The sequence below is a fragment of the Ruegeria sp. AP11 genome (assembly GCF_056535865.1).
Window position 1 is genome coordinate 982,374 of the sequence record NZ_JBQFJB010000001.1, and the last position, 25,424, is coordinate 1,007,797.

General features: G+C 59.1%; 33 protein-coding genes and 1 pseudogene. 18 read left to right on the forward strand and 16 right to left on the reverse strand.

Annotated features, from left to right (window positions below; translation table 11 throughout):
- Nucleotides 1-75: 75 nt before the first annotated feature.
- The 6 genes from ispH to ACR3E4_RS05060 are packed head-to-tail and all read left to right on the forward strand — an operon-like array spanning nt 76 to nt 3,749.
- Nucleotides 76-1,026, forward strand: a complete 951-nt coding sequence (gene ispH, locus ACR3E4_RS05035; protein ID WP_480534744.1) for a 4-hydroxy-3-methylbut-2-enyl diphosphate reductase — start codon at nt 76-78, stop codon at nt 1,024-1,026.
- Nucleotides 1,023-1,475: a DUF3429 domain-containing protein gene (locus ACR3E4_RS05040; protein ID WP_480534742.1), complete on the forward strand. Its 453-nt coding sequence runs from the start codon at nt 1,023-1,025 to the stop codon at nt 1,473-1,475. Before ispH ends, ACR3E4_RS05040 begins: the two co-directional genes overlap by 4 nt.
- A complete protein-coding gene (locus ACR3E4_RS05045) occupies nt 1,472-2,056 on the forward strand; it encodes a class I SAM-dependent methyltransferase (RefSeq protein WP_480534740.1) in 585 nt (194 codons plus the stop codon). The genes ACR3E4_RS05040 and ACR3E4_RS05045 overlap by 4 nt, the downstream gene beginning before the upstream one ends.
- Complete coding sequence (gene rnhA, locus ACR3E4_RS05050) at nt 2,049-2,516, forward strand: ribonuclease HI (RefSeq protein ID WP_480534738.1); 468 nt, start codon at nt 2,049-2,051, stop codon at nt 2,514-2,516. Before ACR3E4_RS05045 ends, rnhA begins: the two co-directional genes overlap by 8 nt.
- The gene (locus tag ACR3E4_RS05055) at nt 2,513-3,136 is read left to right on the forward strand and encodes a trimeric intracellular cation channel family protein (protein WP_480534736.1); all 624 of its coding nucleotides are present in this window, start codon (nt 2,513-2,515) and stop codon (nt 3,134-3,136) included. Before rnhA ends, ACR3E4_RS05055 begins: the two co-directional genes overlap by 4 nt.
- A 10-nt stretch (nt 3,137-3,146) precedes the next feature.
- Entirely contained in the window at nt 3,147-3,749 is a 603-nt protein-coding gene (locus ACR3E4_RS05060; RefSeq protein WP_480534734.1) for a COG3904 family protein, read from the forward strand.
- On the opposite strand, the gene speB is transcribed toward ACR3E4_RS05060, so the two are convergent.
- From speB to def (ACR3E4_RS05090), 6 genes are all read right to left on the reverse strand, one after another.
- Nucleotides 3,746-4,567, reverse strand: a complete 822-nt coding sequence (gene speB, locus ACR3E4_RS05065) for an agmatinase (protein WP_480534732.1) — start codon at nt 4,565-4,567, stop codon at nt 3,746-3,748. The genes ACR3E4_RS05060 and speB overlap by 4 nt on opposite strands.
- Nucleotides 4,568-4,629: 62 nt before the next feature.
- Entirely contained in the window at nt 4,630-4,866 is a 237-nt protein-coding gene (locus ACR3E4_RS05070; protein WP_480534730.1) for a GlsB/YeaQ/YmgE family stress response membrane protein, read from the reverse strand.
- A gap of 1 nt (nt 4,867) precedes the next feature.
- Nucleotides 4,868-5,104, reverse strand: coding sequence for a hypothetical protein (locus tag ACR3E4_RS05075; RefSeq protein ID WP_170781080.1), 237 nt, complete (start codon nt 5,102-5,104; stop codon nt 4,868-4,870).
- Between the two features lie 3 nt (nt 5,105-5,107).
- Nucleotides 5,108-6,022, reverse strand: a complete 915-nt coding sequence (gene fmt, locus ACR3E4_RS05080) for a methionyl-tRNA formyltransferase (RefSeq protein WP_480534728.1) — start codon at nt 6,020-6,022, stop codon at nt 5,108-5,110.
- Nucleotides 6,023-6,045: 23 nt separating this feature from the next.
- Complete coding sequence (def, locus tag ACR3E4_RS05085; RefSeq protein ID WP_480534726.1) at nt 6,046-6,540, reverse strand: peptide deformylase; 495 nt, start codon at nt 6,538-6,540, stop codon at nt 6,046-6,048.
- Nucleotides 6,537-7,055 carry a peptide deformylase gene (gene def / locus ACR3E4_RS05090; RefSeq protein ID WP_480534724.1) on the reverse strand — a complete coding sequence of 173 codons (519 nt, stop codon included), beginning with the start codon at nt 7,053-7,055 and terminating at the stop codon, nt 6,537-6,539. Before def (ACR3E4_RS05090) ends, def (ACR3E4_RS05085) begins: the two co-directional genes overlap by 4 nt.
- 94 nt (nt 7,056-7,149) lie before the next feature.
- Here def (ACR3E4_RS05090) and ACR3E4_RS05095 point away from each other — a divergent pair, with 94 nt between their 5' ends.
- Together ACR3E4_RS05095 and ACR3E4_RS05100 are read left to right on the forward strand one after the other, a co-directional pair.
- Nucleotides 7,150-8,322, forward strand: a complete 1,173-nt coding sequence (locus ACR3E4_RS05095) for a MalY/PatB family protein (RefSeq protein ID WP_480534722.1) — start codon at nt 7,150-7,152, stop codon at nt 8,320-8,322.
- A 29-nt stretch (nt 8,323-8,351) separates the two neighbouring features.
- Nucleotides 8,352-9,050 carry a fumarylacetoacetate hydrolase family protein gene (locus ACR3E4_RS05100; protein WP_480534720.1) on the forward strand — a complete coding sequence of 233 codons (699 nt, stop codon included), beginning with the start codon at nt 8,352-8,354 and terminating at the stop codon, nt 9,048-9,050.
- 99 nt (nt 9,051-9,149) lie between these two features.
- On the opposite strand, the gene ACR3E4_RS05105 is transcribed toward ACR3E4_RS05100, so the two are convergent.
- Nucleotides 9,150-9,503 (reverse strand): hypothetical protein, encoded by a 354-nt coding sequence (locus ACR3E4_RS05105; RefSeq protein WP_480534718.1) that lies wholly within the window; start codon nt 9,501-9,503, stop codon nt 9,150-9,152.
- Between the two features lie 178 nt (nt 9,504-9,681).
- Between ACR3E4_RS05105 and ACR3E4_RS05110 the strand changes: the two genes are divergently transcribed.
- A complete protein-coding gene (locus ACR3E4_RS05110; RefSeq protein WP_480534716.1) occupies nt 9,682-10,671 on the forward strand; it encodes a glutathione S-transferase family protein in 990 nt (329 codons plus the stop codon).
- Here the strand turns inward: ACR3E4_RS05110 and ACR3E4_RS05115 are convergent.
- Nucleotides 10,653-11,015, reverse strand: a complete 363-nt coding sequence (locus tag ACR3E4_RS05115) for a response regulator transcription factor (protein ID WP_480534714.1) — start codon at nt 11,013-11,015, stop codon at nt 10,653-10,655. The genes ACR3E4_RS05110 and ACR3E4_RS05115 overlap by 19 nt on opposite strands.
- 181 nt (nt 11,016-11,196) lie before the next feature.
- On the opposite strand from ACR3E4_RS05115, the gene ACR3E4_RS05120 reads away from it, so the two are divergent.
- The 9 genes and pseudogenes from ACR3E4_RS05120 to ACR3E4_RS05160 all read left to right on the forward strand — a co-directional run.
- Nucleotides 11,197-12,162 (forward strand): threonine-phosphate decarboxylase, encoded by a 966-nt coding sequence (locus tag ACR3E4_RS05120; protein ID WP_480534712.1) that lies wholly within the window; start codon nt 11,197-11,199, stop codon nt 12,160-12,162.
- Nucleotides 12,159-13,079, forward strand: coding sequence for an adenosylcobinamide-phosphate synthase CbiB (gene cbiB / locus ACR3E4_RS05125; RefSeq protein ID WP_480534710.1), 921 nt, complete (start codon nt 12,159-12,161; stop codon nt 13,077-13,079). The genes ACR3E4_RS05120 and cbiB overlap by 4 nt, the downstream gene beginning before the upstream one ends.
- A gap of 12 nt (nt 13,080-13,091) precedes the next feature.
- Nucleotides 13,092-14,255 carry a lytic murein transglycosylase gene (locus ACR3E4_RS05130; RefSeq protein ID WP_480534708.1) on the forward strand — a complete coding sequence of 388 codons (1,164 nt, stop codon included), beginning with the start codon at nt 13,092-13,094 and terminating at the stop codon, nt 14,253-14,255.
- A gap of 650 nt (nt 14,256-14,905) precedes the next feature.
- Nucleotides 14,906-15,229, forward strand: coding sequence for a response regulator transcription factor (locus ACR3E4_RS05135; protein ID WP_480534706.1), 324 nt, complete (start codon nt 14,906-14,908; stop codon nt 15,227-15,229).
- A 1-nt stretch (nt 15,230) separates the two neighbouring features.
- On the forward strand, nt 15,231-15,500 hold the full coding sequence (locus ACR3E4_RS05140) for a potassium channel family protein (RefSeq protein WP_480534704.1): 270 nt from the start codon (nt 15,231-15,233) through the stop codon (nt 15,498-15,500).
- 178 nt (nt 15,501-15,678) lie between these two features.
- On the forward strand, nt 15,679-16,758 hold the full coding sequence (locus tag ACR3E4_RS05145) for an AI-2E family transporter (RefSeq protein WP_480534702.1): 1,080 nt from the start codon (nt 15,679-15,681) through the stop codon (nt 16,756-16,758).
- On the forward strand, nt 16,755-17,819 hold the full coding sequence (locus ACR3E4_RS05150) for an HlyD family secretion protein (protein ID WP_480534700.1): 1,065 nt from the start codon (nt 16,755-16,757) through the stop codon (nt 17,817-17,819). The genes ACR3E4_RS05145 and ACR3E4_RS05150 overlap by 4 nt, the downstream gene beginning before the upstream one ends.
- Nucleotides 17,809-18,819 carry a DUF2955 domain-containing protein gene (locus ACR3E4_RS05155; protein ID WP_480534698.1) on the forward strand — a complete coding sequence of 337 codons (1,011 nt, stop codon included), beginning with the start codon at nt 17,809-17,811 and terminating at the stop codon, nt 18,817-18,819. Before ACR3E4_RS05150 ends, ACR3E4_RS05155 begins: the two co-directional genes overlap by 11 nt.
- A gap of 583 nt (nt 18,820-19,402) precedes the next feature.
- Nucleotides 19,403-20,029: pseudogene (locus tag ACR3E4_RS05160) on the forward strand (alpha-hydroxy acid oxidase); the annotation flags it as partial.
- A 24-nt stretch (nt 20,030-20,053) separates the two neighbouring features.
- On the opposite strand, the gene ACR3E4_RS05165 reads toward ACR3E4_RS05160, so the two are convergent.
- Genes ACR3E4_RS05165 through ACR3E4_RS05200 form a run of 8 tightly spaced genes read right to left on the reverse strand, consistent with a single transcriptional unit; the run spans nt 20,054 to nt 25,418 of the window.
- Entirely contained in the window at nt 20,054-20,467 is a 414-nt protein-coding gene (locus tag ACR3E4_RS05165) for a methylglyoxal synthase (RefSeq protein WP_480534696.1), read from the reverse strand.
- Entirely contained in the window at nt 20,448-20,966 is a 519-nt protein-coding gene (locus ACR3E4_RS05170; RefSeq protein WP_010437260.1) for a 2,4'-dihydroxyacetophenone dioxygenase family protein, read from the reverse strand. The genes ACR3E4_RS05165 and ACR3E4_RS05170 overlap by 20 nt, the downstream gene beginning before the upstream one ends.
- Before the next feature lie 9 nt (nt 20,967-20,975).
- On the reverse strand, nt 20,976-21,677 hold the full coding sequence (locus tag ACR3E4_RS05175) for an SDR family NAD(P)-dependent oxidoreductase (RefSeq protein WP_480534693.1): 702 nt from the start codon (nt 21,675-21,677) through the stop codon (nt 20,976-20,978).
- Entirely contained in the window at nt 21,674-22,300 is a 627-nt protein-coding gene (locus ACR3E4_RS05180) for a 2-dehydro-3-deoxy-6-phosphogalactonate aldolase (protein WP_480534691.1), read from the reverse strand. The genes ACR3E4_RS05175 and ACR3E4_RS05180 overlap by 4 nt, the downstream gene beginning before the upstream one ends.
- On the reverse strand, nt 22,297-23,217 hold the full coding sequence (locus ACR3E4_RS05185; protein ID WP_170765392.1) for a 2-dehydro-3-deoxygalactonokinase: 921 nt from the start codon (nt 23,215-23,217) through the stop codon (nt 22,297-22,299). Before ACR3E4_RS05185 ends, ACR3E4_RS05180 begins: the two co-directional genes overlap by 4 nt.
- Nucleotides 23,198-23,887, reverse strand: a complete 690-nt coding sequence (locus ACR3E4_RS05190; RefSeq protein ID WP_108861947.1) for an RraA family protein — start codon at nt 23,885-23,887, stop codon at nt 23,198-23,200. The genes ACR3E4_RS05185 and ACR3E4_RS05190 overlap by 20 nt, the downstream gene beginning before the upstream one ends.
- A 12-nt stretch (nt 23,888-23,899) precedes the next feature.
- Nucleotides 23,900-24,931, reverse strand: a complete 1,032-nt coding sequence (locus tag ACR3E4_RS05195) for a C-terminal binding protein (protein WP_480534689.1) — start codon at nt 24,929-24,931, stop codon at nt 23,900-23,902.
- Nucleotides 24,924-25,418, reverse strand: coding sequence for a lactoylglutathione lyase family protein (locus ACR3E4_RS05200; RefSeq protein ID WP_010437254.1), 495 nt, complete (start codon nt 25,416-25,418; stop codon nt 24,924-24,926). Before ACR3E4_RS05200 ends, ACR3E4_RS05195 begins: the two co-directional genes overlap by 8 nt.
- Between the last annotated feature and the right edge of the window lie 6 nt (nt 25,419-25,424).

Consider the following 25,424-nt stretch of genomic DNA (forward strand, 5'->3'; position numbering starts at 1 on the left):
GTCAGGGAAATGACGCTCTGCTGTCTGGACCATGGCGATGAAAAGACCTAGGTGTTCGGTCCAGGAGATCGCCCAATGACCAAGCCACCGCTGACACTTTATCTGGCCGCCCCGCGCGGGTTCTGCGCCGGTGTCGACCGCGCCATCAAGATCGTCGAAATGGCGCTGCAGAAATGGGGCGCGCCGGTCTATGTGCGCCATGAGATCGTGCACAACAAATTCGTCGTCGACGGGCTGCGCGCCAAGGGTGCGGTGTTTGTCGAGGAACTGGACGAATGCCCCGATGACCGGCCTGTCATTTTCTCGGCGCATGGGGTGCCGAAATCGGTGCCTGCGGCGGCAGCCCAGCGCGAGATGATCTATGTCGACGCCACCTGCCCGCTGGTGTCCAAGGTGCATGTCGAGGCACAGCGCCATGCCGATCAGGGCCTGCAGATGATCATGATCGGCCACAAGGGGCATCCCGAAACCATCGGCACCATGGGGCAACTGCCCGAAGGTGAGGTGCTGTTGGTCGAAACGGTCGAGGATGTGGCGCAGGTCGCCGTGCGCAACCCCGAGAAGCTGGCCTTTGTCACCCAGACCACCCTGTCGGTCGATGACACCAAGGATATCATTGCAGCGCTTCAGGCCCGGTTCCCGGCTATCGTCAGCCCGCATAAGGAAGACATCTGCTATGCCACCACCAACCGGCAAGAGGCGGTGAAGGCGGTCGCACCGAAATCCGATGCGCTGCTGGTGGTGGGCGCACCGAACTCGTCAAACTCGCGCCGTCTGGTCGAAGTGGCGTCGCGCGCGGGCTGCACCTATGCGCAGCTGGTACAGCGCGCCACCGAGATCGACTGGCGCGCGCTGGAGGGGATCTCCAGCATCGCGCTCAGCGCTGGGGCCTCGGCGCCCGAAGTGCTGGTGAACGAGGTGATCGACGCCTTCCGCGACCGCTATGACGTGACGGTCGAACTGGTCGAGACCGCCGTCGAAAATGTCGAGTTCAAGGTGCCCCGCGTGTTGCGGCAACCGGCATGAGCGGCATCCCCCGCGCGCCGCTGTTTCTTGGGCTGGCGGGGCTGATCCCGTTTGTCTGGGGCGCGCTGACCTATCTGAGCGGTGATCTGAACGACTGGGGCCGACAGGCGCTGGGGTCGCGGTTCGTGGGGCTGTATATCCAGCTGTTCTATGGCTCGGTCATTCTGAGCTTCATGTCCGGCGTGTTGTGGGGCTTTGCCACCAAGACCTCGGGCAGCAAGGCGACGACCTGCTACGCATTGTCGGTGTTGCCCGCGTTGTGGGCATTTTTCATGACCGGCGGCGGGCCGGTTGCGGCGGGCATGAACCTGATCTATGGCTTTGCCGGGTTGCTTTTGCTGGACGCCATGTTCTCATATTGGCGGCTGACCCCGGTCTGGTGGATGCGGCTGCGCATCCTGCTGACCGCCGTCGTGCTGGCCTGTCTTGCGGTGGGAGTATACCTGTGAGTGATGAACGCACGATCAACGCCTATACGGCACGGGTCGCGGACTATCTGAGAATTCCGCTGCCGCCCGAGCAGTTGCAGGCGCGGCAGGCCTTTGCCGATGCCGTCGGCACGGGCCATGTGCTGGATCTGGGCTCGGGTCCCGGATCGGACAGCGCGTTTCTGATGCGGCAAGGGCTGACGGTGCGGGCGCTGGACGCCACGCCCGCCTTTGTCGAACACGCGCGTGAAAACGGCGTGGATGCGCATCTGGGCAGTTTCGATGATGTCACCGAGGTGGCAGAATATGACGGGGTCTATGCCAGCTTCTCGCTGCTGCACGCCCCACGCACCGATTTCCCCCGTCATCTGGCTGCGATCCACAGGGCCCTGAAACCCGGCGGCCCGTTATTTCTGGGCATGAAACTGGGCACGGGCGAGCATCGCGACGATCTGGACCGCTACTATACCTATTATTCCGAAACCGAGATCGCGGAAGCCCTGGCCACTGCCGGGTTCACCGTCGACCGTACCGTGAAGGGCATGGGCAAGGGTCTGGCGGGGTCCTATGACGGGTTCATTCTGGTGTTTGCCCATGCCTGATTTGTTTGCCTATACCGATGGCGCCTGCTCGGGCAATCCCGGCCCCGGCGGCTGGGGCGTACTGCTGCGCGCGATGGAGGGTGAGACTGTTCTGAAGGAACGCGAGTTGAAGGGTGGCGAGGCAGAGACCACCAACAACCGAATGGAACTGCTGGCGGCGATTAACGCGCTTGAGGCGCTGGAGCGCGCTTCGGCCATCACCATCGTCACCGACAGCGCCTATGTGAAAAACGGTGTCACCGGCTGGATTTTCGGCTGGAAGCGGAACGGCTGGAAGACGTCGAACAAGAAACCGGTCAAGAATGTCGATCTGTGGCAGCGGCTGGATGCGGCGCAAGAGCGACATCAGGTGACCTGGGAATGGGTCAAGGGCCATGCGGGTCACCCCGAGAATGAACGCGCCGACGAGTTGGCACGCGCAGGCATGGCCCCGTTCAAACCCAAGAAGGAACAGGCGTGAACGGGCTCGCCCTGCTGGACTATGCCTCGGTTCTGGTCTTTGCGCTGACCGGGGCGCTGGTGGCCAGCCGGGCGCAGCTGGATCTGGTGGGGTTTGCCTTCATCGCCTGCCTGACGGCGGTTGGCGGCGGCACCGTGCGCGACCTGCTGCTGAACCGGCATCCGGTGTTCTGGATCGGCCAGCCCGATTACATTCTGATCGCCTGCGGCGCGGCGGTGCTGGTGTTCTTCACCGCGCATCTAGTGGAAAGCCGGTACAACTGGCTGGTCTGGCTGGACAGTTTCGCCCTGTCCATCGCCGTCGCGGCGGGCACCGGCGCGGCGCTGGCACTGGGCCAGTCCGGCGTCATCGTGGTGTTGATGGGCGTGACCACAGGGTGTCTGGGCGGGCTGATGCGCGATGTGGTCTGCAACGAGGTGCCTTTGGTGCTGAAACAGGGGCAACTCTATGTCTCGTGCGCGTTTGCCGGGGCGCTGATGGCGGTGTTGGTGACGCGCTTTGGGCTGTCGGGCCTGCCCGCGCTGGGATTATGCGCGCTGACCTGCTGGGCGTTGCGGGCCGGGTCGCTGTTGTTTGGCTGGCAATTGCCGGTCTACAAAGCCCGCCCACCCCGGCAATGAGGCAGCTTCCGTGACCCCCCGGCTTCGTTATCTGGTCGCCGCATTACCGCTGCTGGCGGCATGTGCAGACACGTACAACCCGGTCCGCTTCACCGCCGAGGGTGATCGGATTGTGGCGAGCGGCACGATCGACCACACAACGCTCAGCGCGTTTGAACAGGCCATTGCTGATAACCCTGATATCAGGACGCTGGTGCTGCAGAATATCTCAGGCTCGGTGGACGATTATGCCAATGTGGTCTTCAGCCGGGTGGTGCGGGACGAAGGGTTCGATACGGTGGTGCCGTCCGACGGGCTGGTGGCCTCGGGCGGGACTGATCTGTTTCTGGCCGGCAAACGGCGCGTGCTGGAGCCCGGTGCCTGCGTCGGTGTCCACAGTTGGGGCGGCGGCGGGTATATCGCGGCAGAGCTGCCCGAAGATCATCATGAGCATCACCGATACCTCGACTATTTCGAGGATATCGGCGTCGACCCCGCGTTCTATTGGTTCACGCTGGATGTTGCCTCGGAAGACGAGATGCACTGGATGACCGCATCCGAAGCCAACCGGTTCGGCATGACGACACGCGCGGCCCCCGGACTTGGGGCCGCTGCGATCTGCGACGCACGTTAACGGCTGAGCAGCCGCGCGCCGATTTCCTTGACGAATTTCGCCGCCACCATTGCGGTCATGCCATAGGGGTCGCGGTGGGGGTTCAGCTCGACAATATCCGCGCCGACCAGTTGGCCCTTGAACCGGTGGATCAGGTCGATCACCTCTCGCGTGCTCAGCCCGCCGGGTTCGTGATGCGAGACGCCGGGGGCAAAGGCCGGATCCAGCGCGTCGAGGTCCAGCGACAGGTAAACCGGACCGTCAAAGCTGATCTCCAGATCGGGGCGCCAGTTGCGCATGTCGATCACCTCGACCCCGAACTTGTCGGCCTGTTCCTGCTGATGCGCGTTCATGGTGCGGATACCGACCTGCACCAGGCGGTTGATCTTGCCGGTCTCCATCACCCGCGCAAACGGGCAGCCATGGCCCAGCGGGCCGATCTGCTGGCTGTCATAGAGGTCGGGGTGGCTGTCGATATGCAGGATGTTCAGCCCCCCATACCGGTCGGCATGGGCCTTGATCAGCGGATAGGCAACCGAGTGATCGCCGCCCAGCGACAGGACCCGCGCGCCGGTTTCGATCCGGGCGGCGGCGCCTGCCTCGATCCGGTCGATGGGTTCTTGCCCCATCATCTCGAACACATCCAGATCGCCGGTATCCTTGAAACGCTCGGTCGCGCCCAGATCGGTGCCATCCTCGGCGGTCAGGTTGGCGGCACCGGAATGCAACGCCTCGCGGATGCGGCCCGGGGCGAAAGCGGGGCCTTGCAGGAACGAAGAATGCAGGTCCAGAGGGACCCCCATCAGGGCGACGTCACCCGTGGTCAGATCGTACGGCATGAGAGACCTTTCGAAAGTGTTTTCCCGGGACACTGGTCGCAGACCGGGGGATGGTCAAGCGTTCAGCGGCGGAAGTAGGTCTGCCAGAGCCAGATCACCAACAGCGCCCCCAGCACCGCCCCGACAAAGCCCGACAGCCAGCCCATCACCGTGACAAGCATGCGCAGGATCAGCCCGCCGATCAGAGCGCCGACGATGCCGATCAGCATGGTGGTTGGGATGTCGGCCTCGATCCGCATCAAGCGGGTGGCGAGGAAGCCTGCGGCGGCGCCAATGATGATCAGAACGACGATGGGCATGTCATTTCCTCCAATGGGTGGGCACAATGATCAGCGCGCCGATGGACGACAGCACCGCGTCCAGACCCGGCGGACCAAAGCTGATGCCGAACATGATGCGGAGGAAATAGAACAGGAAGGCACCGCCTACGCAGATGATGATGGATTGCAGATAACCGTTATGGGTAAAGCCGGTCTTTTCCGACAGATAACCGACGATCCCTGCGATCACGACGGTGCCCATCAGGATCATGAACATGGCTTACTCCGATGACAGGCGGGTGCCGACCGGGATGGGCCAGCCCCGCAGAAAGGTTTCTCTATCCTGCGCGCCTTTGCCCGCCCGTTGCAAGCGCAGCAGTTCCACAGCGCCGTCGCCGCAGGCCACGCGCAGATGGTTGTCCAGCACCTCGCCCGGGGTGCCCTGCCCTTCGGCCAGACGTGAGGCGAGCAGCTTGATCCGGTCGCCCCCGACCTCGGTCCATGCGCCAGGGAACGGGGACAGGCCGCGAATTTTCCGGTCGACTTCGGCGGCGGGCGCTGACCAGTCGATGCGCGCTTCGGATTTGTCGATCTTGGCGGCATAGGTCACGCCATCCTCTGGCTGCGGATCGGGGATCAAATCGGGCAGTTTTGCCAGCGCTTCAACGATCAGCGCCGCGCCCATGTCTGACAGGCGGTCATAGAGTTGGGCTGTGGTTTCCTCGATCCCGATTTCAGTGGCTTCGCGCAGCAGAACGGGGCCGGTGTCCAGCCCGGCCTCCATCTGCATGATGCAGATGCCGGTCTGCGCGTCGCCTGCCATGATCGCGCGATGGATCGGCGCGGCCCCGCGCCAGCGTGGCAGCAGGCTGGCGTGGATGTTCAGGCAGCCATGGGCGGGCGCGTCCAGAATGGGTTGTGGCAGGATCAGACCATAGGCCACGACCACCGCCACATCGGCATTCAGCGCGGCAAAGCCGTCCTGCTCTTCAGAGGATTTCAGCGAGGTGGGATGGCGCACCTCCAGACCCAGCGCCTCGGCGCGGGCGTGGACCGGGGTCGGGCGGTCTTTCTTGCCGCGACCGGCGGGGCGTGGGGGCTGGCAATAGACGGCGGCGATTTCGTGCCCGGCACGGACCAGCGCATCCAGCACCGGCACCGAGAAATCGGGTGTTCCCATGAAGATGATACGCATCCGTCCCTCCGTAGGATGGGGTTTCACCCCATCTTCTTCGCCTTGCGCAGCAACATGTCGCGTTTGACCTTGCTGAGCCGGTCGAAATACATCCGCCCGTTCAGATGGTCGATCTGATGCTGAACGCTGGTGGCCTCGATGCCGACGAAATCGCGGCGGTCAATCTGGCCCTGTTCGTTGAGGAATTTCACCGTCACCGCGCGCGGGCGTTTGACCGTGGCGGACACACCGGGCAGGTTCGGGCTAGCCTCTTCATGCTCGCGCAGTTCGACCGAGGCGTGCAGGATTTCCGGGTTGGCCAGACGCACCGCCTTGCCCCGCTGGGTCGAGCCATCGACAACCGCCAGCCGCAGCATCACCCCGATCTGGGTCGCGGCAAGGCCGACGCCGGGCATCGCCTCCATCGTGTCGATCATGTCGTCCCAGATGGCGCGGATTTCGTCCGTGATCTCGGTGACGTCATCAGCCTTGGTGCGCAGGCGTTTGTCAGGCCATGGCAGGCAAGTGCGCACGCTCATGTGCGGGCCTTTTCGCGTTTCAGCTTCTGCATCTTGCGGGTGATCATCTGACGTTTGAGCGGTTTGAGATAGTCGATGAACAGCTTGCCGTTCAGATGGTCGATCTCGTGCTGAACGCAGGTGGCCCAGAGATCGTCGAAGGTTTCCTGTTGCAGGTTGCCGTCGCGGTCCAGCCAGGTGACATCCACCACCTTGGGGCGCGTCACCTCGGCATATTGGTCGGGGATCGACAGGCAGCCTTCCTCGTAAACGCTGGTCTCGTCCGACGAGGCGATGACCTCGGGGTTGAACATCACCAACGGGCGCGGTGCTTCGCCCTCTTCCTTGACGCAATCCACCACGATCAGCCGGTCCAGCACGCCGATCTGCGGCGCGGCAAGACCAATGCCGGGCGCGTCATACATCGTCTCCAGCATGTCATCGGCCAGTTTGCGTAGATCGTCGGTGATGTCGGCCACCGGCGCGCAGACCTTTTTCAGGCGGGGGTCGGGATGGATCAGGATATTGCGTTTCATGAGGCTGATTTAGGCCATCGCGCCCGCCACCGCAACGGCCCCCTTGCACATGGCGGAATTGAGGTTAGCTTTCGCCTCGACAGATGGAGATGACATGACTTTCAATGACATGATCGACCGCCGGGGCACCAATGCTTCGAAATGGGACAAGATGGAGCGTCTGTATGGCGTCTCGCCCGAGGATGGGCTGGCCATGTGGACGGCCGATTCCGACTATGCCACGGCACCTTGTGTGATCGAAGCGGTGCGCGCGGCCGCCGATCATGGCGCGTTTGGCTATTCGTGGATGCACCCGGATTATCTGAGCGCGATCCAGTGGTGGATGAAGACCCGGCATGACTGGCAGATCGACACCGACTGGATTCTGACCTCGCAGGGGTTGGGCAACGCCATCGCCCTGTGTCTGGATGTCTGGAGCGAGCCGGGCGATGGCGTCGTCATCTTCTCGCCCGTCTATCATGAGTTTGCGCACAAGGTGAACAAATCGGGCCGCCGGGTGGTGGAATGTCCGCTGGTGCGGCAGGGCGACAGCTATGGGCTGGATCTGGAGGATGCGCAGTCGCGGCTGGACGGGTCCGAGAAATTGCTGCTGTGGTGCTCGCCGCAGAACCCCTCGGGCCGGGTGTGGACGCCGGAGGAGCTGCGCGCGGTGGCGGCATTTGCCGAGCGAAACGGGCTGATCCTTGTATCGGACGAGGTTCACAGTGACCTGATCTATTCGGGCAACACATTCGTGCCAATGGATGTGGCCGCGCCTGATTCAAGGCCATGGGCCCTGACCTTGAGCGCCCCGTCCAAGACCTTCAACATCGCGGGCCAGCGCACCGGCAACATGATCATTCCGGACGCCAAGCTGCGGGCCGAGATGAAGCACCGATTGCAGACGCTGGATTACGACCCCAGCGCCTTGGGGGTGGCGATGATCACCGCCGCCTATTCCCCGGAAGGGGCGAAATGGGTCGACGCACAGATCGCGCATCTGGACGCGAACCGGAAACTGTTCGATGCCACCATCGCCGAGATTCCCGGCCTGTGGTCGATGCCGCTGCAGGCGACCTATTTGGCCTGGGTCGATTTTTCGGGCACGGGGATGAGCCACGATGAGTTCGTTCGCCGTCTGCGCGAGGATGCGCGGATCGCGACATCCTCGGGCCCCGGGTTCGGCACCGGCGGCGAGACGTTCGAGCGGTTCAATCTGGCCACGCAACGCGCGCGGGTGGAAGAAGCCTGTGCGCGCTTAAAGGCCGCTTTTGGCGATTTGCAATAAAAACGTCTGGGAACAAACGGAGGCCCGTCATGCCCAACCATCTTTTCGCGCTTCCAGACATCCCAGGCATCCCGGTTCAAGGGGAGCAGGCGACCTATCCGATCGGGCGGATTTTCTGCGTGGGCCGCAACTATGCTGCCCACGCTGCCGAAATGGGGCATGAGGTGGATCGCCAGACACCGTTTTACTTCACCAAATCCGCGCCCAACGCGGTTTTGACCGGGGCACAAGTGCCTTATCCGGCAGGCACCGAGGATTATCATCACGAAATGGAACTGGCCGTTGCCATCGGCAAGCCCGTTTTTCAGGCCACGGCCGCTGAGGCCCGCGCGGCGATTTTTGGCTATGGGTGCGCGCTGGACATGACGCGCCGCGACCTGCAGATCCGCGAACGCAACAAACAGCGCCCCTGGGATCTGGGCAAGGATGTGGAAAACGGCGCGGTCTTCGCTCCGCTGACCCGCGCCGATGACTGGGGCCCATCGGATGACAAGCGCATCTGTCTGAGCGTCAATGGGCAGATTGCACAGGACGCCACATTGTCAGAGCAGGTCTGGAAGATCGATGAACTGATCTGCCATCTGTCGGGTTTCTATCATTTGCGCCCCGGTGATCTGATCCTGACCGGAACGCCCGCCGGGGTCGGACCCGTGGTCGCGGGGGATCAAATCGAAGGGGCTATCGATGGTCTGGCCCCCGTGAACCTGACCCTGACAGCCCCGGGCTGAACCGCCCCGTCCAGTGCCTGAAAATCTTGCGACACCAATGCCTGCGGAACGCCGAAGGCGCAGCGGGGCGTTCGCATCATGGGTCAAGCGTTGCGCGCGTCAGTCGGGGGATTCGAGCAGCGCGATCGGTGCATCCGGCGGGCGGTAGAAATCCAGCGGCGCCTTGTCGGCGGCGACGGTGTTGCGCTTGAATTCATAGCGCATCTCACCCACCGCTTCCTCATCCGCAATAATCAGACACTGATACATGTGGTTGGCCCCGTCATAGATATCGACCAGCCCACGCAGGCGCGGCGTGGTCGCGGCCTCGACGGTGAAGCCATCCCTCCACAATGTGAGAATTTTAAAGCTATTGTCGCCAACCTCCACCCGCAAACGGCTGGATTTCTTCAACGTGGCGATTCGGGCGGCGTCCAATTCGGCGCGAATTTCCTTGGAAACATAGGTACTCATAATCAATTTCCCCCCTTAACACCCTCTATTCTGGCGGATGTTGTGTAAAAATCCAGTGAACAGCGTCACATAACCTTCAGCACTGTGCACGCATGCAGACCAGATGCGCGCGCGCTGAAATAGGCAGGCGGCACAACCCAGCCTATCTTTGACGCAATCGCAACGCGGAGGAATGACGATGGGCCTGCTTGTCCACGGCGTCTGGCACGACACCTGGTATGACACCAAATCCACCGGCGGGGCCTTCAAACGCTCGGCCGCGCAGTTTCGCAACTGGATCACTGCCGATGGTGCCCCCGGCCCCTCGGGGCGTGGCGGGTTTGAGGCGGAAAGCGGGCGTTATCATCTCTATGTCTCGCACGCCTGCCCGTGGGCGCATCGCACTTTGATTTTCCGCGAGCTGAAGGGTCTGAGCGACCATATCGCGGTCTCGGTCGTGCATCCTGATATGCTGGACAAGGGCTGGACCTTTGAGGCGGATGCCCATGGCGCGACGGGGGACCGGCTGTTCGGGTCGGAGTTTGCCCACCAGATTTATACCCGGGCCGACCCCGGCTATTCAGGCCGCGTCACCGTGCCGATCCTGTGGGACAAGGTGGAAAAGACCATCGTGTCGAACGAAAGCTCGGAAATCATCCGCATGTTCAATTCGGCCTTCAACGGGATCACCGGCAATTCGGACGATTACTGGCCTGAGGCAATGCGCGATGAGATCGAAGAGGTCAACGCGCGCATTTATTCCGACATCAACAATGGCGTCTACAAATGCGGTTTTGCCACCTCGCAAGAGGCCTATGACGCCGCCATTGGCCCGCTATTCGACACGCTGGACTGGCTTGAGGATCGTCTGGCCCATAACCGTTACCTGATGGGTGATCGCATCACCGAGGCCGACTGGCGGCTGTTCACCACCCTGATCCGGTTCGATCCGGTCTATCACCTGCATTTCAAATGCAACCGGCGGCGGCTGGTGGATTACCCCAACCTCTGGGCCTATACACGCGAGCTGTATCAGTGGCCCGGCGTGGCGGGGACGGTGAACATGAACCACATCGTGCGCCACTATCACTTTAGCCATGACAGCATCAATCCGCACCGGATCATTCCGACAAACCCGGTGCTGGATTATTCAGAACCGCATGGGCGGGATCAGCGCCCGGCGGCGTAATGTTCGACCATCGCCGCCAAATCCTCGGGCGGGGTCGAGCTTTGCACATAGGCGCAGGCATTGGCGCTGTGGGCAAAGATGGACCCGTCCGAGAAGAAGGTGGTGTTGGTGACAAAGATCACCCGCGCGTCAGGCCGACGGTAGCTGGCGAAATCCGCCACTGCCAGCGCGCTGCCGGTTTCCAGAACCAGATCCAACACGATAATTTCAAAGTCGGTCCCATAGAGCGCCAGGATCGCGGCCTCTTGCGTTTCGACCAGTGTGACTTCGGCACCCTGCCTTTGCAGATGCCGTTGCCAGACCCGACCAAGGTCGGGGTTACTCTCAACAATCAGTACTTTCATTTGCAACAACCTCGGCACGTGATATGGGTGAGTGGTGCCGACCCCCGTAGTCCGTGATCACGCGATTTCCTTAACAAAGTGTTAACGACAGCCGCACAGAGCCGTTATCCGGCGGATTCGCTTGTATGAGAGGCAAAAATCCGCTTGAAGCAGCGCAACACGGCGATTCCAGCAGGGGCACATGGTTGGACAGGATGACAGATTGAACCCGCGGGCCGCGCGCGATCATGGCGGCGGGCTGGACGGGGCTATGGCGCGCTATGGCGGGGCGCGGGTTGATTGGATCGACCTGTCGACCGGAATCAACCCGCATCCCTACAAGGTGTCCGGGCTGCAGCCCGCAGATTGGATGGAACTGCCCGATCATGGCGCATTTACGCGGCTGTCCGAGGCCGCGCGCGGCTTTTGGAACGTGCCGGACGGCGCCGATATCCTGCCCGCGCCCGGCGCATCGGCGGTGATTGCGCGCATTCCCGCATTGGCGGCAGTGGGCCGGGTGCGGATCACCACGCCCACCTATAATGAACACGCCGCAGCCTTTACCGCTCAGGGCTGGCAGGTGCAGGACGATGGTCCGGCCGAGGCGCGGGTGATCGTGCATCCCAACAACCCCGATGGGCACATCTGGCAGGAGGCCGACGTCGATGCCCCGCTGACTGTGATCGACGAAAGCTTCTGCGATATCGCGCCCGAAGCCTCTCTGATCCATCTCGCCGAAAGGCCCGGCGTGATCGTGCTGAAGAGTTTCGGAAAATTCTGGGGTCTGGCCGGTCTCCGGCTGGGCTTTGCCATTGGCCAGCCGGATCTTATCGCACGGCTGAACGACCTGACCGGCCCATGGGCGGTGTCTGGCCCTGCCCTGCGGGTCGGCGCGCAGGCGCTGCGCGACACCGCGTGGGCCGAGGCAACCCGCGTGCGTCTGGTCGACGAGGCCGCGCGATTGGACCGGCTTGTGACGGCCAGGGGTGCGCGACTGGTCGGCGGTACCAGCCTGTTCCGCCTTTATGATGTGGACAACGCTACCGCGTGGCAGGACCGGCTGGCGCAGGCGCATATCTGGAACCGCATTTTCCCCTATTCCGACACCTATCTGCGCCTTGGATTGCCGCCAGCAGAGGGTTGGGCGCGCTTGGAGGCGGCCCTGTGAGCACTACGTTCGTGCTGGTCTGCGCGCTGTGTCTGGACGCCGCATTGGGCGAGCCCGGCTGGCTGTGGTCGCGTGTCCGCCACCCGGCGGTGGTGATCGGCAATGTGATCGGCTGGCTGGACAAGCGCCTGAACCATGGCGCGCACCGGCAGATCAAGGGGGTTGCCGTTGTCCTGCTGCTGATGCTGGGCGCCTGCTTGCTGGGCCGTGCTCTTGCACTGCTGGGACCCGTCGCCGAGCTTGTGATCTGCGCGATCCTGTTGGCCCAGAAATCGCTGGTCGAGCATGTGCGCGCCGTGGGTGACGGCCTACGCACCTCGCTGGCCGAGGGGCGGACGCAGGTGGCCATGATCGTCTCACGCGATACGCGGGACATGACCGAGGCGCAGGTCGCCCGGTCCGCCATCGAAAGTGCCGCCGAAAACCTGAGTGACGGGGTGATTGCCCCTGCCTTCTGGTTTCTGGTCGCGGGTCTGCCGGGGCTGCTGATCTACAAGGCCGTCAACACCGCCGACAGCATGATCGGCTACCGCACCGAAACCTACCGCGCCTTCGGCTGGGCCGCCGCGCGGCTGGACGATGTGTTGAACCTGATCCCGGCGCGGCTGACCTTCCTGATGATCGTGGCGCTGTCCGGTCAATGGGCGCGCTGGACCGAGATGGTGGCGGATGCGCGTCGCCATATCTCGCCCAACGCAGGCTGGCCCGAGGCCGCAATGGCGCGCGCGCTGAACGTGGCACTGGCCGGGCCGCGCAGCTATGACGGGCAGATGCGCGATCTGGCCTGGGTCAATGGTGACGCCCGGCAAGAGATCGGCGCGCCGGAGGTTTTCCGCGCATGTGACCTGCTGTGGCGTGTCTGGGGGCTTGCGCTTGGCCTCGTGTCGGTGTGGGTTGGGCTGGACTTCATTTTCTGACGGACCCGTTCCATGCGCTTTCTCTCTGCCCTCGTGGCCGCCGCCCTGCTGACCTCACCCGCTTTCGCCCAATGTGGTGGAGGCTTCAACGGTTTTGTGAAGGGCCTGAAATCCGAAGCGGTGCAGCGGGGGTTCGATAAATCCACCGTCAACGCGTTTTTCAAAGGCGTGCAGCAGGATGGCGCGGTGCTCAAAGCCGACCGCGCGCAGGGTGTGTTTCAGAAACCGTTCATCGAGTTCTCGCGCCGCCTGATCTCGCAAAACCGCATCGACCGCGGCCAAGCCATGTCGCGCAAATACGATGCGGTATTCAACCGGATCGAGCAGGAATACGGCATCTCTCGTGGGGTGCTGCTCGCCTTCTGGGCGTTCGAGACCGATTACGGCGCGTTTCAGGGTGATTTCAACACCCGCAATGCGCTGGTGACGCTGGCCCATGACTGCCGCCGCCCCGAGCTGTTCCGACCACAGGTGTTTGCGGCCATCGAACTGTACAGTCAGGGCAATTTCGACCCTGCCCGCACCACTGGTGCCTGGGCGGGCGAGATCGGCATGGTACAGATGCTGCCGCAGGACATTCTGGACAACGGCGTCGACGGCGATGGTGACGGCACCGTGTCATTGAAAACCTCGGCCCCTGATGCGCTGATGTCGGCGGGCAAGATGCTGTCGCATCTGGGCTGGCAACCGGGCCAGCCGTGGCTGCAGGAGGTGACGGTGCCCGCACAGATGGACTGGTCCCTGTCCGGCCCCGGCAAGCCACGGTCGATCGCGGACTGGCAGGCGATGGGCGTGCAGGCGCGCAGCGGATCGCTGGCCAACCTGCCCGCCTCGCTTATCCTGCCGCAGGGGCACAAGGGGCCTGCCTTTCTGGCCTATCCGAATTTCGACGTCTATTTCGAATGGAACCAGAGCTTTGTCTACGTCCTGACCGCCGCCTATTTCGGCACAAGGCTGGAGGGCGGTCAGATCTACGACGCGGGCGATCCGGCCCCGGGTCTGTCCGGCGCGCAGATGAAACAGCTGCAAAGCAAACTACAGGCGCGCGGATATGACGTGGGCAAGATCGACGGCATTCTGGGTGCGGGAACGCGGGCTGCGGTGCAGGCGGAACAGGCGCGGCTGGGGCTGCCTGCGGACGCTTGGCCGACAGTGGAATTGTTAGGGCGGTTGTGAATAGGCGTCGCCTTTGAGTCCAGTGTGACTGATGATACAACATGTTTGGCTGTCGATTTTTTTAAGACAACCCATGTTGGGGTCATTCATTTGCGACTGCATACGCAAGCAGCGGGTCACTCAAGTAATTTTTTGCCACATAATCCCTTACGTCGACGATGTAGCGTCTTCGCTGATCTTCTTTTAGAGGGCATTTGGGCTTGAGGGATGGCAATCACACCAAGTCTACCATGACACCTTGCTTATTACCTCGGTACTGACAGCCGTGTGCCTATTCTTCCCTACAGTAATGACGAATCCTTGGGGCATTAAGTCAGTCAAATACTGAAGGCAGGGCGGGTAGCTGCCGTTCTCTCCGGACGCTAATTAGAGGGCCTTTTTATCGCGGAGCGATTATTCAACTTTCCATCGGTTCATAAAGCGAACCGTCGCTCAACAAATTGCTGCGGATCATATCCATCTTTGGCAAAATGGGCGTGGGTCGACCTGAGTCAGCCAAATACTCATTGCTTGGTTTAGAATTGATGAAAGAATGCAGCGACCAGTAAAGTTTGCACGATCCGGCAACATTGCACGGCCTTCGGACGTAAGTTTGGATGCGTCATGAGCCTTTCAGTGTTCATAGTATGCGGAGGCGCAAGGGGGAAGTTTTGACTAAGGTCCTGTTAGTGGAAGACAATGAAATGAACAGCGATATGCTGTTGCGCCGGTTAGAACGTAAAGGGTTTCATGTTGTCGTTGCGAAGGACGGGCTGGAAGGCGTGTCCATGGCTGATGAAGAGAGTCCAGACATCATATTGATGGATATGAGCCTGCCCGAGATTGATGGATGGGAGGCTACAAAGCGTATCAAGGCTTCAATTTCCCCTATCCATCCAATTATTGTTATCCGTGAATTCTTCAGGCAGCGAGGACACAATGAACTCACTAACAAGAATAACACGTGGAATAAGCGTCGCTTTCAAGGACGGTAGAGTGAAAGGCCTTCTTGCCTTCACAATTGGAATGATTTTGTGGGCCTCGGTCTTTTACCACTTTGTCGAGGGTTGGAGTTGGCTCGACTCGATCTACTTTTCTGTAGTGACAATTTCGACCGTGGGGTTTGGTGACTTCTCACCTGAAACCGCGGCAGGGAAGATCTTTACAATGGTCTACATCATTGTAGGTCTCGGTGTCTTCGTGACTGCGGCGACCACAGTGGCAGATACAATCTTGTCCCAAGACGACAAAATAGTGGACAAATAGATTATCCCAATTTGGCCAAATCGAGTTCATACCCAGGCATTGGATTGACTGGGCCTCTCAAGCCGTGTCCCGGATTCATTTGCGTCTTAAAGCTGATAGATGATCACTAAAATTCAAAAAAATATATATATATTATGTTTTTTGAGTGTAACATTCGAAAAACATATGGAGGGATGGAATGGAAAAGACACAGGACGCAAAGATTGTCGATCTAGCGATAAGATTGCTCTTTCTTGGACTATTCCTCTACAGCGCCCTGGTCATGGTGGCCCCGCTTGCGAGTGTGGTTATCTGGGCAACGATCCTCTGTGTGGCGCTTTATCCGGCATTTGATTGGCTTCAGTCCAAACTGGGAGGACGGAAAAAACTTGCCACGACGATCTTGGTTTTGTTGGGCCTTGTTCTGACCCTTGGGCCAGTTGCAACCGCGGTGTCTGGTGCCGCAGAACTTGGGTCTGAATTCGCGGAACAAGCAGATAAAGGTGAGTTGAAAGTCCCACCTGCGCCCGAGGGTCTCAAGGAGTTGCCCTTGGTAGGAGACAAAATAGCCGAAGTCTGGGGAATGTTTGAGCGCAATCTTGACGGCGCGCTTGCAAAATATGGCGCGCAAATCCTTGAGATCACCAAATCGCTCTTCGGAAAGGTGCTTGGCATCGGAATCGGGCTGCTTGGCTTAGCTCTGTCTGTATTGATTATGGGGGCTTTGTTCAGCCCCGGGCCAAGTTTGGTCCAGGGTCTTCAGCGCTTTGCCAACCGTGTCTTCGCACCGCGCGGCGGTGAATTCGTAACTCTGGCGGGCGCAACGATACGGAACGTGACAAAAGGAGTGATTGGCGTAGCTGCTATTCAGGCGGTCTGTGTTTGGATACTGTTGTCTTTGTTTGGGATTTCATCGGCCGCCACGCTCGCATTTGTCTGCCTGATACTCTCGATTATCCAAATCGGACCCGGATTGGTTCTTATACCGGTTATTATCTACGCATGGAGTTCCATGTCCGGTGGTTCTGCTTTGATCTTCACCATACTGGCCATTCCCGTAACTATAATGGACAGCTTCCTAAGACCCGTGTTCATCTCAAAAGGCCTAGAGACTCCCATGCTGGTCATCCTCATCGGTGTTCTCGGAGGTATGATGGCGTACGGATTAATCGGCGTCTTTATGGGGCCAGTACTCTTTGCTGTCTTCTATGAGCTGTTCAAGGTTTGGATTGATACCTCGCCTGAAGCAGAAGGCACTGTTGAAGGTGCGGCGAAATGAGAAAGACGATATGGACAACCTTGGCTGTCATTTTGATTTTTCTTGTCTGGTATCTGGTCGCTGATCGAAAAACGCCATTTACCGGGAACGCCAGAGTAAAAGCTGTGGCCACCCAAATCGTACCTCAGGTGACCGGAACGGTAACGGAAGTTTTGGTAGAAAACGGCCAAGTCGTTTCGGCAGGTGATGTTCTGGTTCGAATAGATTCCAGACCCTATGAAATCGAGCGTTCAAAGGCGGAAGCTGATCTTGAAGCGGCGACCCAGGAGGTGGGTGCGTCGTCGGCAGAGGTAAGTGCGGCACAAGCCAAACTCGCAAGGGCGCAGAGCGATCTGGATACGATGCGCATTCAGACGGAACGTGTGTTTGCGCTCGAAAAGAAAGGGTTGATTGCCGTCTCAAAGGCCGATGATGCACGAGGACAACTAGCAGAATCTGAGGCAAACTTTGAGAACGCACAAGCTGATCTGGAAAAAGCAAAGCAAAGGCTTGGTGATGACGGGATTGAAAACCCGAAAATCCAGCGCGCGTTGGCGGCCTTGGCGGACGCAGAACTCAACCTTGAATGGACTGAACTGCGTGCTCCGGCGACAGGCGTCATCTCTAATCTGCTGATAGCCCCAGGAACGTATGCGCGATCCGGTCAGGATCTGCTGACGTTTCTGGATGCAACTGACGTCTGGATCGAGGCGTATTTTACCGAGAACAACCTGGGAAGAGCTTCGATAGGGTCTCCGGTTGATGTGGTGTTGGATATGCATCCCGGTAAGATTGTTCCGGGCGTCATTGAGAGCTTTAGTGCTGCTGTTTCCCTAAGTGGCGGTGATGAGCCAGGGCAATTGGCGAGCCCGCCAAGCACCAAGGGATTTTTGCGGGAGCCTGAAAGGTTTCCGGTCAGGATCGTTCTGCCCGGCTATGAAGCTGGAAGTGCCGAAGATGATCTTCGCTTTCAACTGAACGGGCAGGCCGATGTGATTATGTATCTGAGTGACAACTCGCTTCTGAACTTCGTAGGCCGCACCTACATCCGCTTGGTTTCGATTCTGTCCTATGCGTACTGAGGACCAGCGCTCCGTCGCCCGGCTTGCGGTGGGTGTTACCGGCGTCTTTTCCTTGGGCTTGTTTCTTGGGTGGCCACTCGCCGTCGTAGGGGCGGTATTCACCGCACTGTTTCTGCAGGCGCCCGCCGCATTGCCTTTGGCGGCATTTGGTAAACTGTTTGTCTTCTCAATTGGATTGATGTTCATTTCATTTCTGCTTTCCTCAATCTTCTCACCATATCCTGTTGTGTTCCTCATCCTTGTGGCGATTGGAATAATCCTGTCTTTCATGTGGTCCGTTTCCGGCGCCGGAGTTTTACCGGGCGTCATTGCCCTGATGGGTGCACTGATGATCCCGAACTTAGTATTGCAATCACAGGATCTGGCTCTGGTGCTCGTGTATTGGATACCGTTGAACCTGCTGTTTGCAGGCTTCGTATCGACGCTGATGTTCGTGTTGATACCCGCTGAACCTCAAACGCCCGCTCAAAAGAAGGCCGCGTCGTCGCCGAACTTCGACCCACATCGCCGTATCGTCAGGATGTCGCTTGTCACAGTTCCGTTTGCTATGGCGTTCTTTGTTTCCGGCGCATCTGCATTACTGGTTCTGTTTTTTGTCGCGCTGCTGAGCCAGCAACTTGCGGCAATGCCTGCCGCCGGAAAAACCGTTGCAAAAGCTATGCTGACGGCAAACCTTCTGGGGGCGGCAGTATCCATCATATGCTATGAAATAAACGTAATAGCTCCGGTAATTCTCACCCCTATTCTGCTGTGTTTTTTCTTTTGCCTGACACTCGGAGCTCTTGGAAAATCAAAAATCCCGCTCGCCGCCGCCGCCGGTTCCGCTATTACAACAGCTCTGATTGTATATGGCGGTTCGGTTGCACCATTTTCAGACGAGGCTGACGTCAAGAGCATCACTCGCGTATTGCAAGTTGCCAGCGCCGCTTTTTTTGTAATCATCGCATATGTCGTGGTGGATGAATTCTGGCCGGAAAAAGAGCGCCAGGCGACTCAATAAAGTTAGTTGCGACAAAGCTTGGCGCTGAAACCAGCAGAGTTCCCGGTTTGACCGATTTTCGCAAGCACCGCACGAATTGCAGCGCCATAACAAACCCCGAGCCCTCATTCCCATCACCTTCCTTTGGTGGGCCAGCGGATTTGGACAAGGCGCTGCCTTCCCCCTCGGGCAACCCTATTAGACAAAACCGTGTCCTCGGCTACGCCTGCGGGCCGCACCACTATTGTCGAATAGCATTGCCTCGCCCCCATCCGCGTTCGCCACGTGGCAGATCAGCAGGAACAGGCGCCTTCGGCGTCTGATCTGCAAATCAGCCCTGATTTTCCCGATGGAGAAGTCAGGATCATTGAAACTGGTCTAGGTGCTGGATGAAGGAAGTGAGGCGAAAATGGCAAGGTTCTGTCGCTGGTGGCAGAACTATGTGTCGCCTGACAAGGATTGTGGAACGTGTCCGTCGTCAGGGATTTTGGGACAGATGGCTGCCTGATCTAAGAGAGGATCTGGCTCATCTGGTTTGTCTGATTATGCGGCGGATTTGCGGTGAAGCAAGCGCCGGGTTTCGATGGTCTAACGACAACGCCGCGCCAATCTGACGGTGCCTCCTAAAGCTGACCTGCGCACGCTGACAGAAATGGCGTCACGACCCGCATGGTGCCTTGCACATCTGCGCGAGGGCATCATGCCACGTATGCGGTTCTTTGACGATTACGTCCCGACCCGCGGACGAGAAAGCTTTACCCATGCAGGCGCTCTGATCCGTGGGATTCCAGATTGGGACTACCTGCGCGAACTACGGCAGGAATGGGAGGGTCACCTGATCGTCAAGGGTGTTCTGCGGGCGGAGGACGCGCAAAAAATGGTGGCCGAGGGCGTGGATTGCATCTGGGTCTCAAACCACTCCGGGCGTCAATTCGAAGCCGGACCCGCTGTGATTGACCAACTCCCGAACATCCGCGAGGCAGTCGGAACAAATGTGCCACTGATCTACGACTCTGGCGTTGCCTGGGGATTGGACATCATGCGCGCATTGGCGAAAGGTGCAGATTTCGTCATGGTCGGACGCGCCTTTCAATATGCCGTTGCAGCGTTCGGAGCACGAGGGATCGACCATCTCGTTCACATCCTGAAAGCTGACATTGAGGCCAACATGAGCCAGCTTGGCAGCGAAAACCTCGGCAGTCTGGCAGAGCACCTTCTGAGAACTGGCTGATCGGCGCTTGCGGCGCGTGGCGTATCACGCAGACGCGTTGTCATCCTCGTCAATCAGCCCCTTGACGATCAGATCCGCGGTTGAGCGCGAACATGCCATTGGCAGATCATATACCGTCGCGAGGCGGGTCAGAGCCTTAACGTCGACGTCATGTGGCATGGGTGAGAGAGGGTCGACAAAGAAAATCAATGCATCCAGTTTCTCTTCGCAGATCATGGCGCCGATCTGTTGGTCGCCTCCGAGTGGTCCGCTTTTCAGGCAGGTCACATCCAGTTCTGGATAGGCTTGCTTAATGCGACTACCGGTAGTCCCAGTCGAAAAGATCTGTACTCTGGACAGGCGGGCCAATTGCAGACCCACCCATTCAACGATTTCGTCCTTTCGCGCATCATGCGCTACAAGCGCGAAACGCGGCGCATCACCGGATGAATTGTTCAACGTAATCTTCTCCAAGACCGACTTCCCCGAAATGTTTTCGGCACAGATCAATCTTGGTAAAGACATCTTCGTAGCCAGTGACCTTGCCCCACGGATCAACATAGCACATCACGCCATTGACCTGGAAATAGGTGACCATCTCTTCAACATCGTCGGGAACGACCAAAGTATGAGTCTCACCCGGCGGCTCAAAGACATATCCCCCCTCTTCCGCAACCCAATCATGTTCCAGATAATGCCAGCGCCCTTTCAGGACAAAACCGTGGACTGGCTGTGGATGGCGGTGCCGCGAAAGAACACCAGCTTTGCGTACTTTGAGAAGGTTCATCCAATAACCTTGCGAGCGGTTCAGGCAGAGCGGTCGGAACCAGACGTTCTCTGCCTGCGGAACCCATAGCCTGTCGTCTTCGCTCATGGCATTCGGGATCACGATCTCGTCTTGCGCATCCTTGGGAAACGGCAACTGATATGGCATTCGGGCGGTGTCATCGTCATTCATTGATTTTCCTCACATAGCGAGATAGCCGCCATCGACCGGATAGATTGATCCGGTCACAAAGCTGGCGTTTTCACTCAAAAGCCATTGCACAAGCGCACCGACTTCTTCGGGTTTCCCCCAGCGTTTCATAGGCGTACGCGCCATGATCCCCGCTGTTCTTTCAGGGTCTTCCCTAAGGCCCTGGGTCATCTCTGTCTCAATCCAACCCGGCGCGATGGCATTGACCCGGATACCGTCTTCGGCCCAGCGACCTGCGAGCGCCTTGGTCAACTGTGCCACGCCGCCCTTGGAAGCGGAATACGCCGGAACCAAAGGCCCACCAAAGGTACTGAGCATAGAGGCGGTGTTGACGATGGCCCCACTCGCTTCAGCCAACAATGGATGCGCGGCAAGACAGCAGCGCATGGTGCCTGTCAGATTCACATCGAGCACCTTGGCGAAGACGTCGATGTCATATTCTTCGCCACGCAAAAGAATACCTGCGCAGTTCACCAAGGCATCGAGACCCGTGAGTTCGCCGAATACATCATTGATGGACGTCTGGTCGGTGACATCCAAGAGCTGCACCTTTAACCCGTCCTGAGGCTCGAATGCCTCCAATTCGGATCGGGAGGCGGATGCGGCGATGACGGACCAACCTGCGTCTGCCAACGACCGTGCAACACCCGCACCAATCCCTCGCGTACCGCCCGTTACTAGGGCCTGTTTCATCCAAGTTCCTCCAATACACTGGTGAAGGCGCGCGCGCGCCTGCCGATATCACCCAATGTATAGCTCGGTTTGAACAGCGCGGAGCCCAGCCCATATCCATCTACACCCGCAGCATGATACGATGCCATCGTATCCGGCGTTATGCCCCCTACCGCAGCGACGACTGCGTCTGCAGGCAATACGGCGCGCATGGCAGCAACGGCAGCTGGCGGCACCATTTCCGCCGGAAAGAATTTGAGGACCGATGCTCCGATATCCAACGCCGTAAAGGCCTCGGAGGGCGTCATAACTCCTGGACACCAATAAAGATCCCGAGCGACAGCCGCGCGCCCGACGTCCGGGTTCATATTGGGCGACACGATGATACGCCCGCCTGCATCAGCAACCGCCGCGACCTGATCCACAGTCAACACTGTACCAGCGCCGACGATGGTCTGAGCGCCATGTTTCACGGCGATCTGCCCTATCGATTCCAGCGGGTCCGGTGAGTTGAGCGGCACTTCGATTATCCGAAACCCGGCATCGAAGAGTACATCAGACACCGGGCGCGCATTTTCTGGTGCTAGCCCCCGCAAAATCGCAATCAGCGGGTTCTCGGCAAGAGCTGCGGTGAGGTCAATCATCCAACCAACCCCGCAGCGCGAGCAATCAGAAAATGCCCTTTCGCAACGATATCATCTGGCGCGCGACGGCTGTCGAAACCAGCAGTTCGAAGCGCTATTTCGTATCGGTCGGACAAGTCGCTGCGTCCAACAACAGTGATCGTGCCGACGTCTTTTACTTCGCCGGTCGCGGCAGCAACCTCGGTCCCAATCAACAAGCCCGACAAGTAGTCGGCCGTGGCAACCTTTGGGATTTTGCCCATGAGAGGAAGCGTCCGAACATGAAACAGGCTGTGCAGCAGGTTCGACTCACCACTGAGGCCCGCCTTTACGCCCATCACGAATGCGTCTTCGCTGAAGGCGTCCTCCTTCATCAATGTGCCAAGGATCGTGTGTTCTTTCAGCGCCGAAAAGATCTCACCTGTCATGTAAGTCGAGAAATCCACGATCTTCCCGTCCGCAACCTGAACCCATTTGCTGTGCGTTCCCGGCATCACGAACATACCTTCGCTCAAGCCTAACGAAGATGCCCCAATGATCTGGGTCTCCTCGCCGCGCATTACGTCGGGTCCTCCAGCATGTTCTGTCGAAGCACCGGTCACAAAATGAATACGCGCTCCGTTGGCCGCTTCGTGCGGGACCAACGCTCGCGCAAGACCGCCAGCACCCAGCGGCATTTCAGCATATTGCGTTTCTACCCAACCATTGCGGCTGGTGATCATGCCAGATGCCAGGATCGGCAGGTTAGCCTTGGCGACCCAAGGGCCGATGAGACGGTCAAGGACCGCCTCAAAGGTTTGTCCCGCAACCTGCATGATACCTTCAGGCGACGAGACCCCATCGATCACCTCGCCCTCCGCACCAATGAGAAATGCACGGAACGATGAAGTGCCCCAATCTACGCCGATCAGCGCTGGCTCAGATGCGACCGAATTCATTCAGCAGATCCTCAACGGTTTTGCCTTGGGCCACCCATTTACGGGTTTCCTCTTCACGGTCAGCCTGCTCTTGAGCAAGGCGCACGGTTTCTTCGGCAATTTCCTGTGGAACCACAACGACGCCCATAAGATCAGCTACGATGAAATCTCCGGGGTTTACAACGACGCCCCCACAGGCAATGGGCACATTAATCGAAAGTTCTTCTTTACGTTCCGAGAACATCGTGTGCGTTCCGCGCGGCGTGATCGCGCGCGTCCAAATCGGCCAGTTGATGTCTTCCAACTCATCTGTGTCGCGCCCGGTGCCATCGACGATCATACCGCGAATGCCACGGTTCTTGGCCAGACCACCCATTAAACCGCCGCAGACCGACGTTTGACGATCTCCACCCGCGTCCACGACGATCACGTCCCCGGGCTGTCCCATTTCAAGCGCTCGCAATGGGTCGACCAGATCGCCTTTTGAAAGCTGAACCGTCACGGCCTGGCCTGTCACCTTGGCGCGGAAAGCAGGCTTGATGGCGCTGTCCATCACGCCTGTTCGGTACTGCACATCCGCAAAAATGGCAGCAGCAGAGTACGCCTCCAACACCTTGTCGAATTTTTTGAGAAGTTCCGGGTTTCTTTCAAAATCATTGAAAACCCTGAGGTCTGTGCTGACGTCTGGCATTCTTGTCTCCTGTTATGCGGTAAATACGGCCAATGCGTCGGCATTGACTGTGTAGTCGGGTTTTTGTCCTGTCAGGACCTTGGCCACTTGCGTAGCCGCGGTAACCCGCGCTGCGTGTATTGATTCCTCGGAATAGTAGGCGGCATGTGGTGTTACGAGGACGTTGGGCAGTTTGAACAACGGGTTGTCATCAGGCGTCCAGTTGGCGCGCTTTGCCGGCTCTTCTTCAGGGTCGTCGAGCCCTGCAGCGGCCAAATGGCCTTCGGTCAGCGCCCGGAACAGGGCTTTGTTGTCGACCGTTGGTCCGCGTCCAGTATTCACGAGTATCGCACCGGGTTTCATGACCGAGAATTCGGCATCCGACAAAAAGTGATGCGTGTTCGGCGTCATCGGTGCTTGCATCAGGATATAGTCGGACCTTGCCAGCAATTCGGGCTTGCTCACCAGCTCGACCCCAATCTTTGCCGCGACTTCTCTTGGCAAATATGGGTCGTAGGCGATGACCGTAACCCCGAAAGATTGCGCGCGCGCCACGATGGCTTGCCCGATTTTACCCAGCGAGACGACACCCATCGTCCGCCCGCGCAAACGGTAGACCGGCTGCCCGCTTTGCCATTTCCAGATCCCTGCATGAGTGGCCCGATCATAGTCAGGCAACTTGCGCGCCAGGGTCAGCCAAAGGGCAATCGCATGATCGGCGACCTCCTCGGTGCAATAGTTTTGCACATTGGTGACGAGGATACCTTTTTCCGTCGCCGTGCCGACATCCACGATATCCACGCCTACGCCATAGCGCGCGATGACCTCGCAGTTTCGCATCCGCGTGATCGTTTCTTTCCCGATACGGGCATATTGGTTCATCATCGCTGCGCAATGCGGCGCGACATCGAACAGATCTTCCTGACGCTTTGCCTGAAGCGCAATCACCTCGGCTCCTGCGGCTTCCAGGATTTCCGTCTCAACGGCAACATCACCAAAGTCGTAATCGGTGATCACGACCTTGGGTTTGTCCGTTCTGGGGGGAAAGGCGGCGCGATCAGTCATAAGCACCCGCCGAATAGGTCAATTCGTACGAGTGGCTGTAGAGCTCGAAAATGTTGCCAAAAGGGTCTTCCATATAGACCATGCGATAGGGCTTTTCACCGGGGTAATACTTGCGCACTTGGCTCATGCGCTGGCGCCCGCCCAGGTCTTCGATAACCTTGACGCGGCCTTCCAGATCCTCGTCCTGTACGCAGAAATGAAACAAGCCACGCCGCCAATATTCAAACGGGCGTTCTTCTTCGACGGTCTTCGGGAACTCAAACAGTTCGATGCCAACACCGTCGCCCATTGACAAATGCGCGATACGGAAGCTTCCCCAACCTTCCCCAAATACATCGTCGCACATCTGACCGATGGCGCTTTCGTCATGCAGGATTTCAGTTGGTTCCATCAGCACGTAGAGGCCGAATGCCTTGGAATAAAACTCCACGGCTTTTTCCAGGTCGGGAACTGTGATGCCGATGTGAGAGAAAGTGAGAGCGGCCATGTAGGG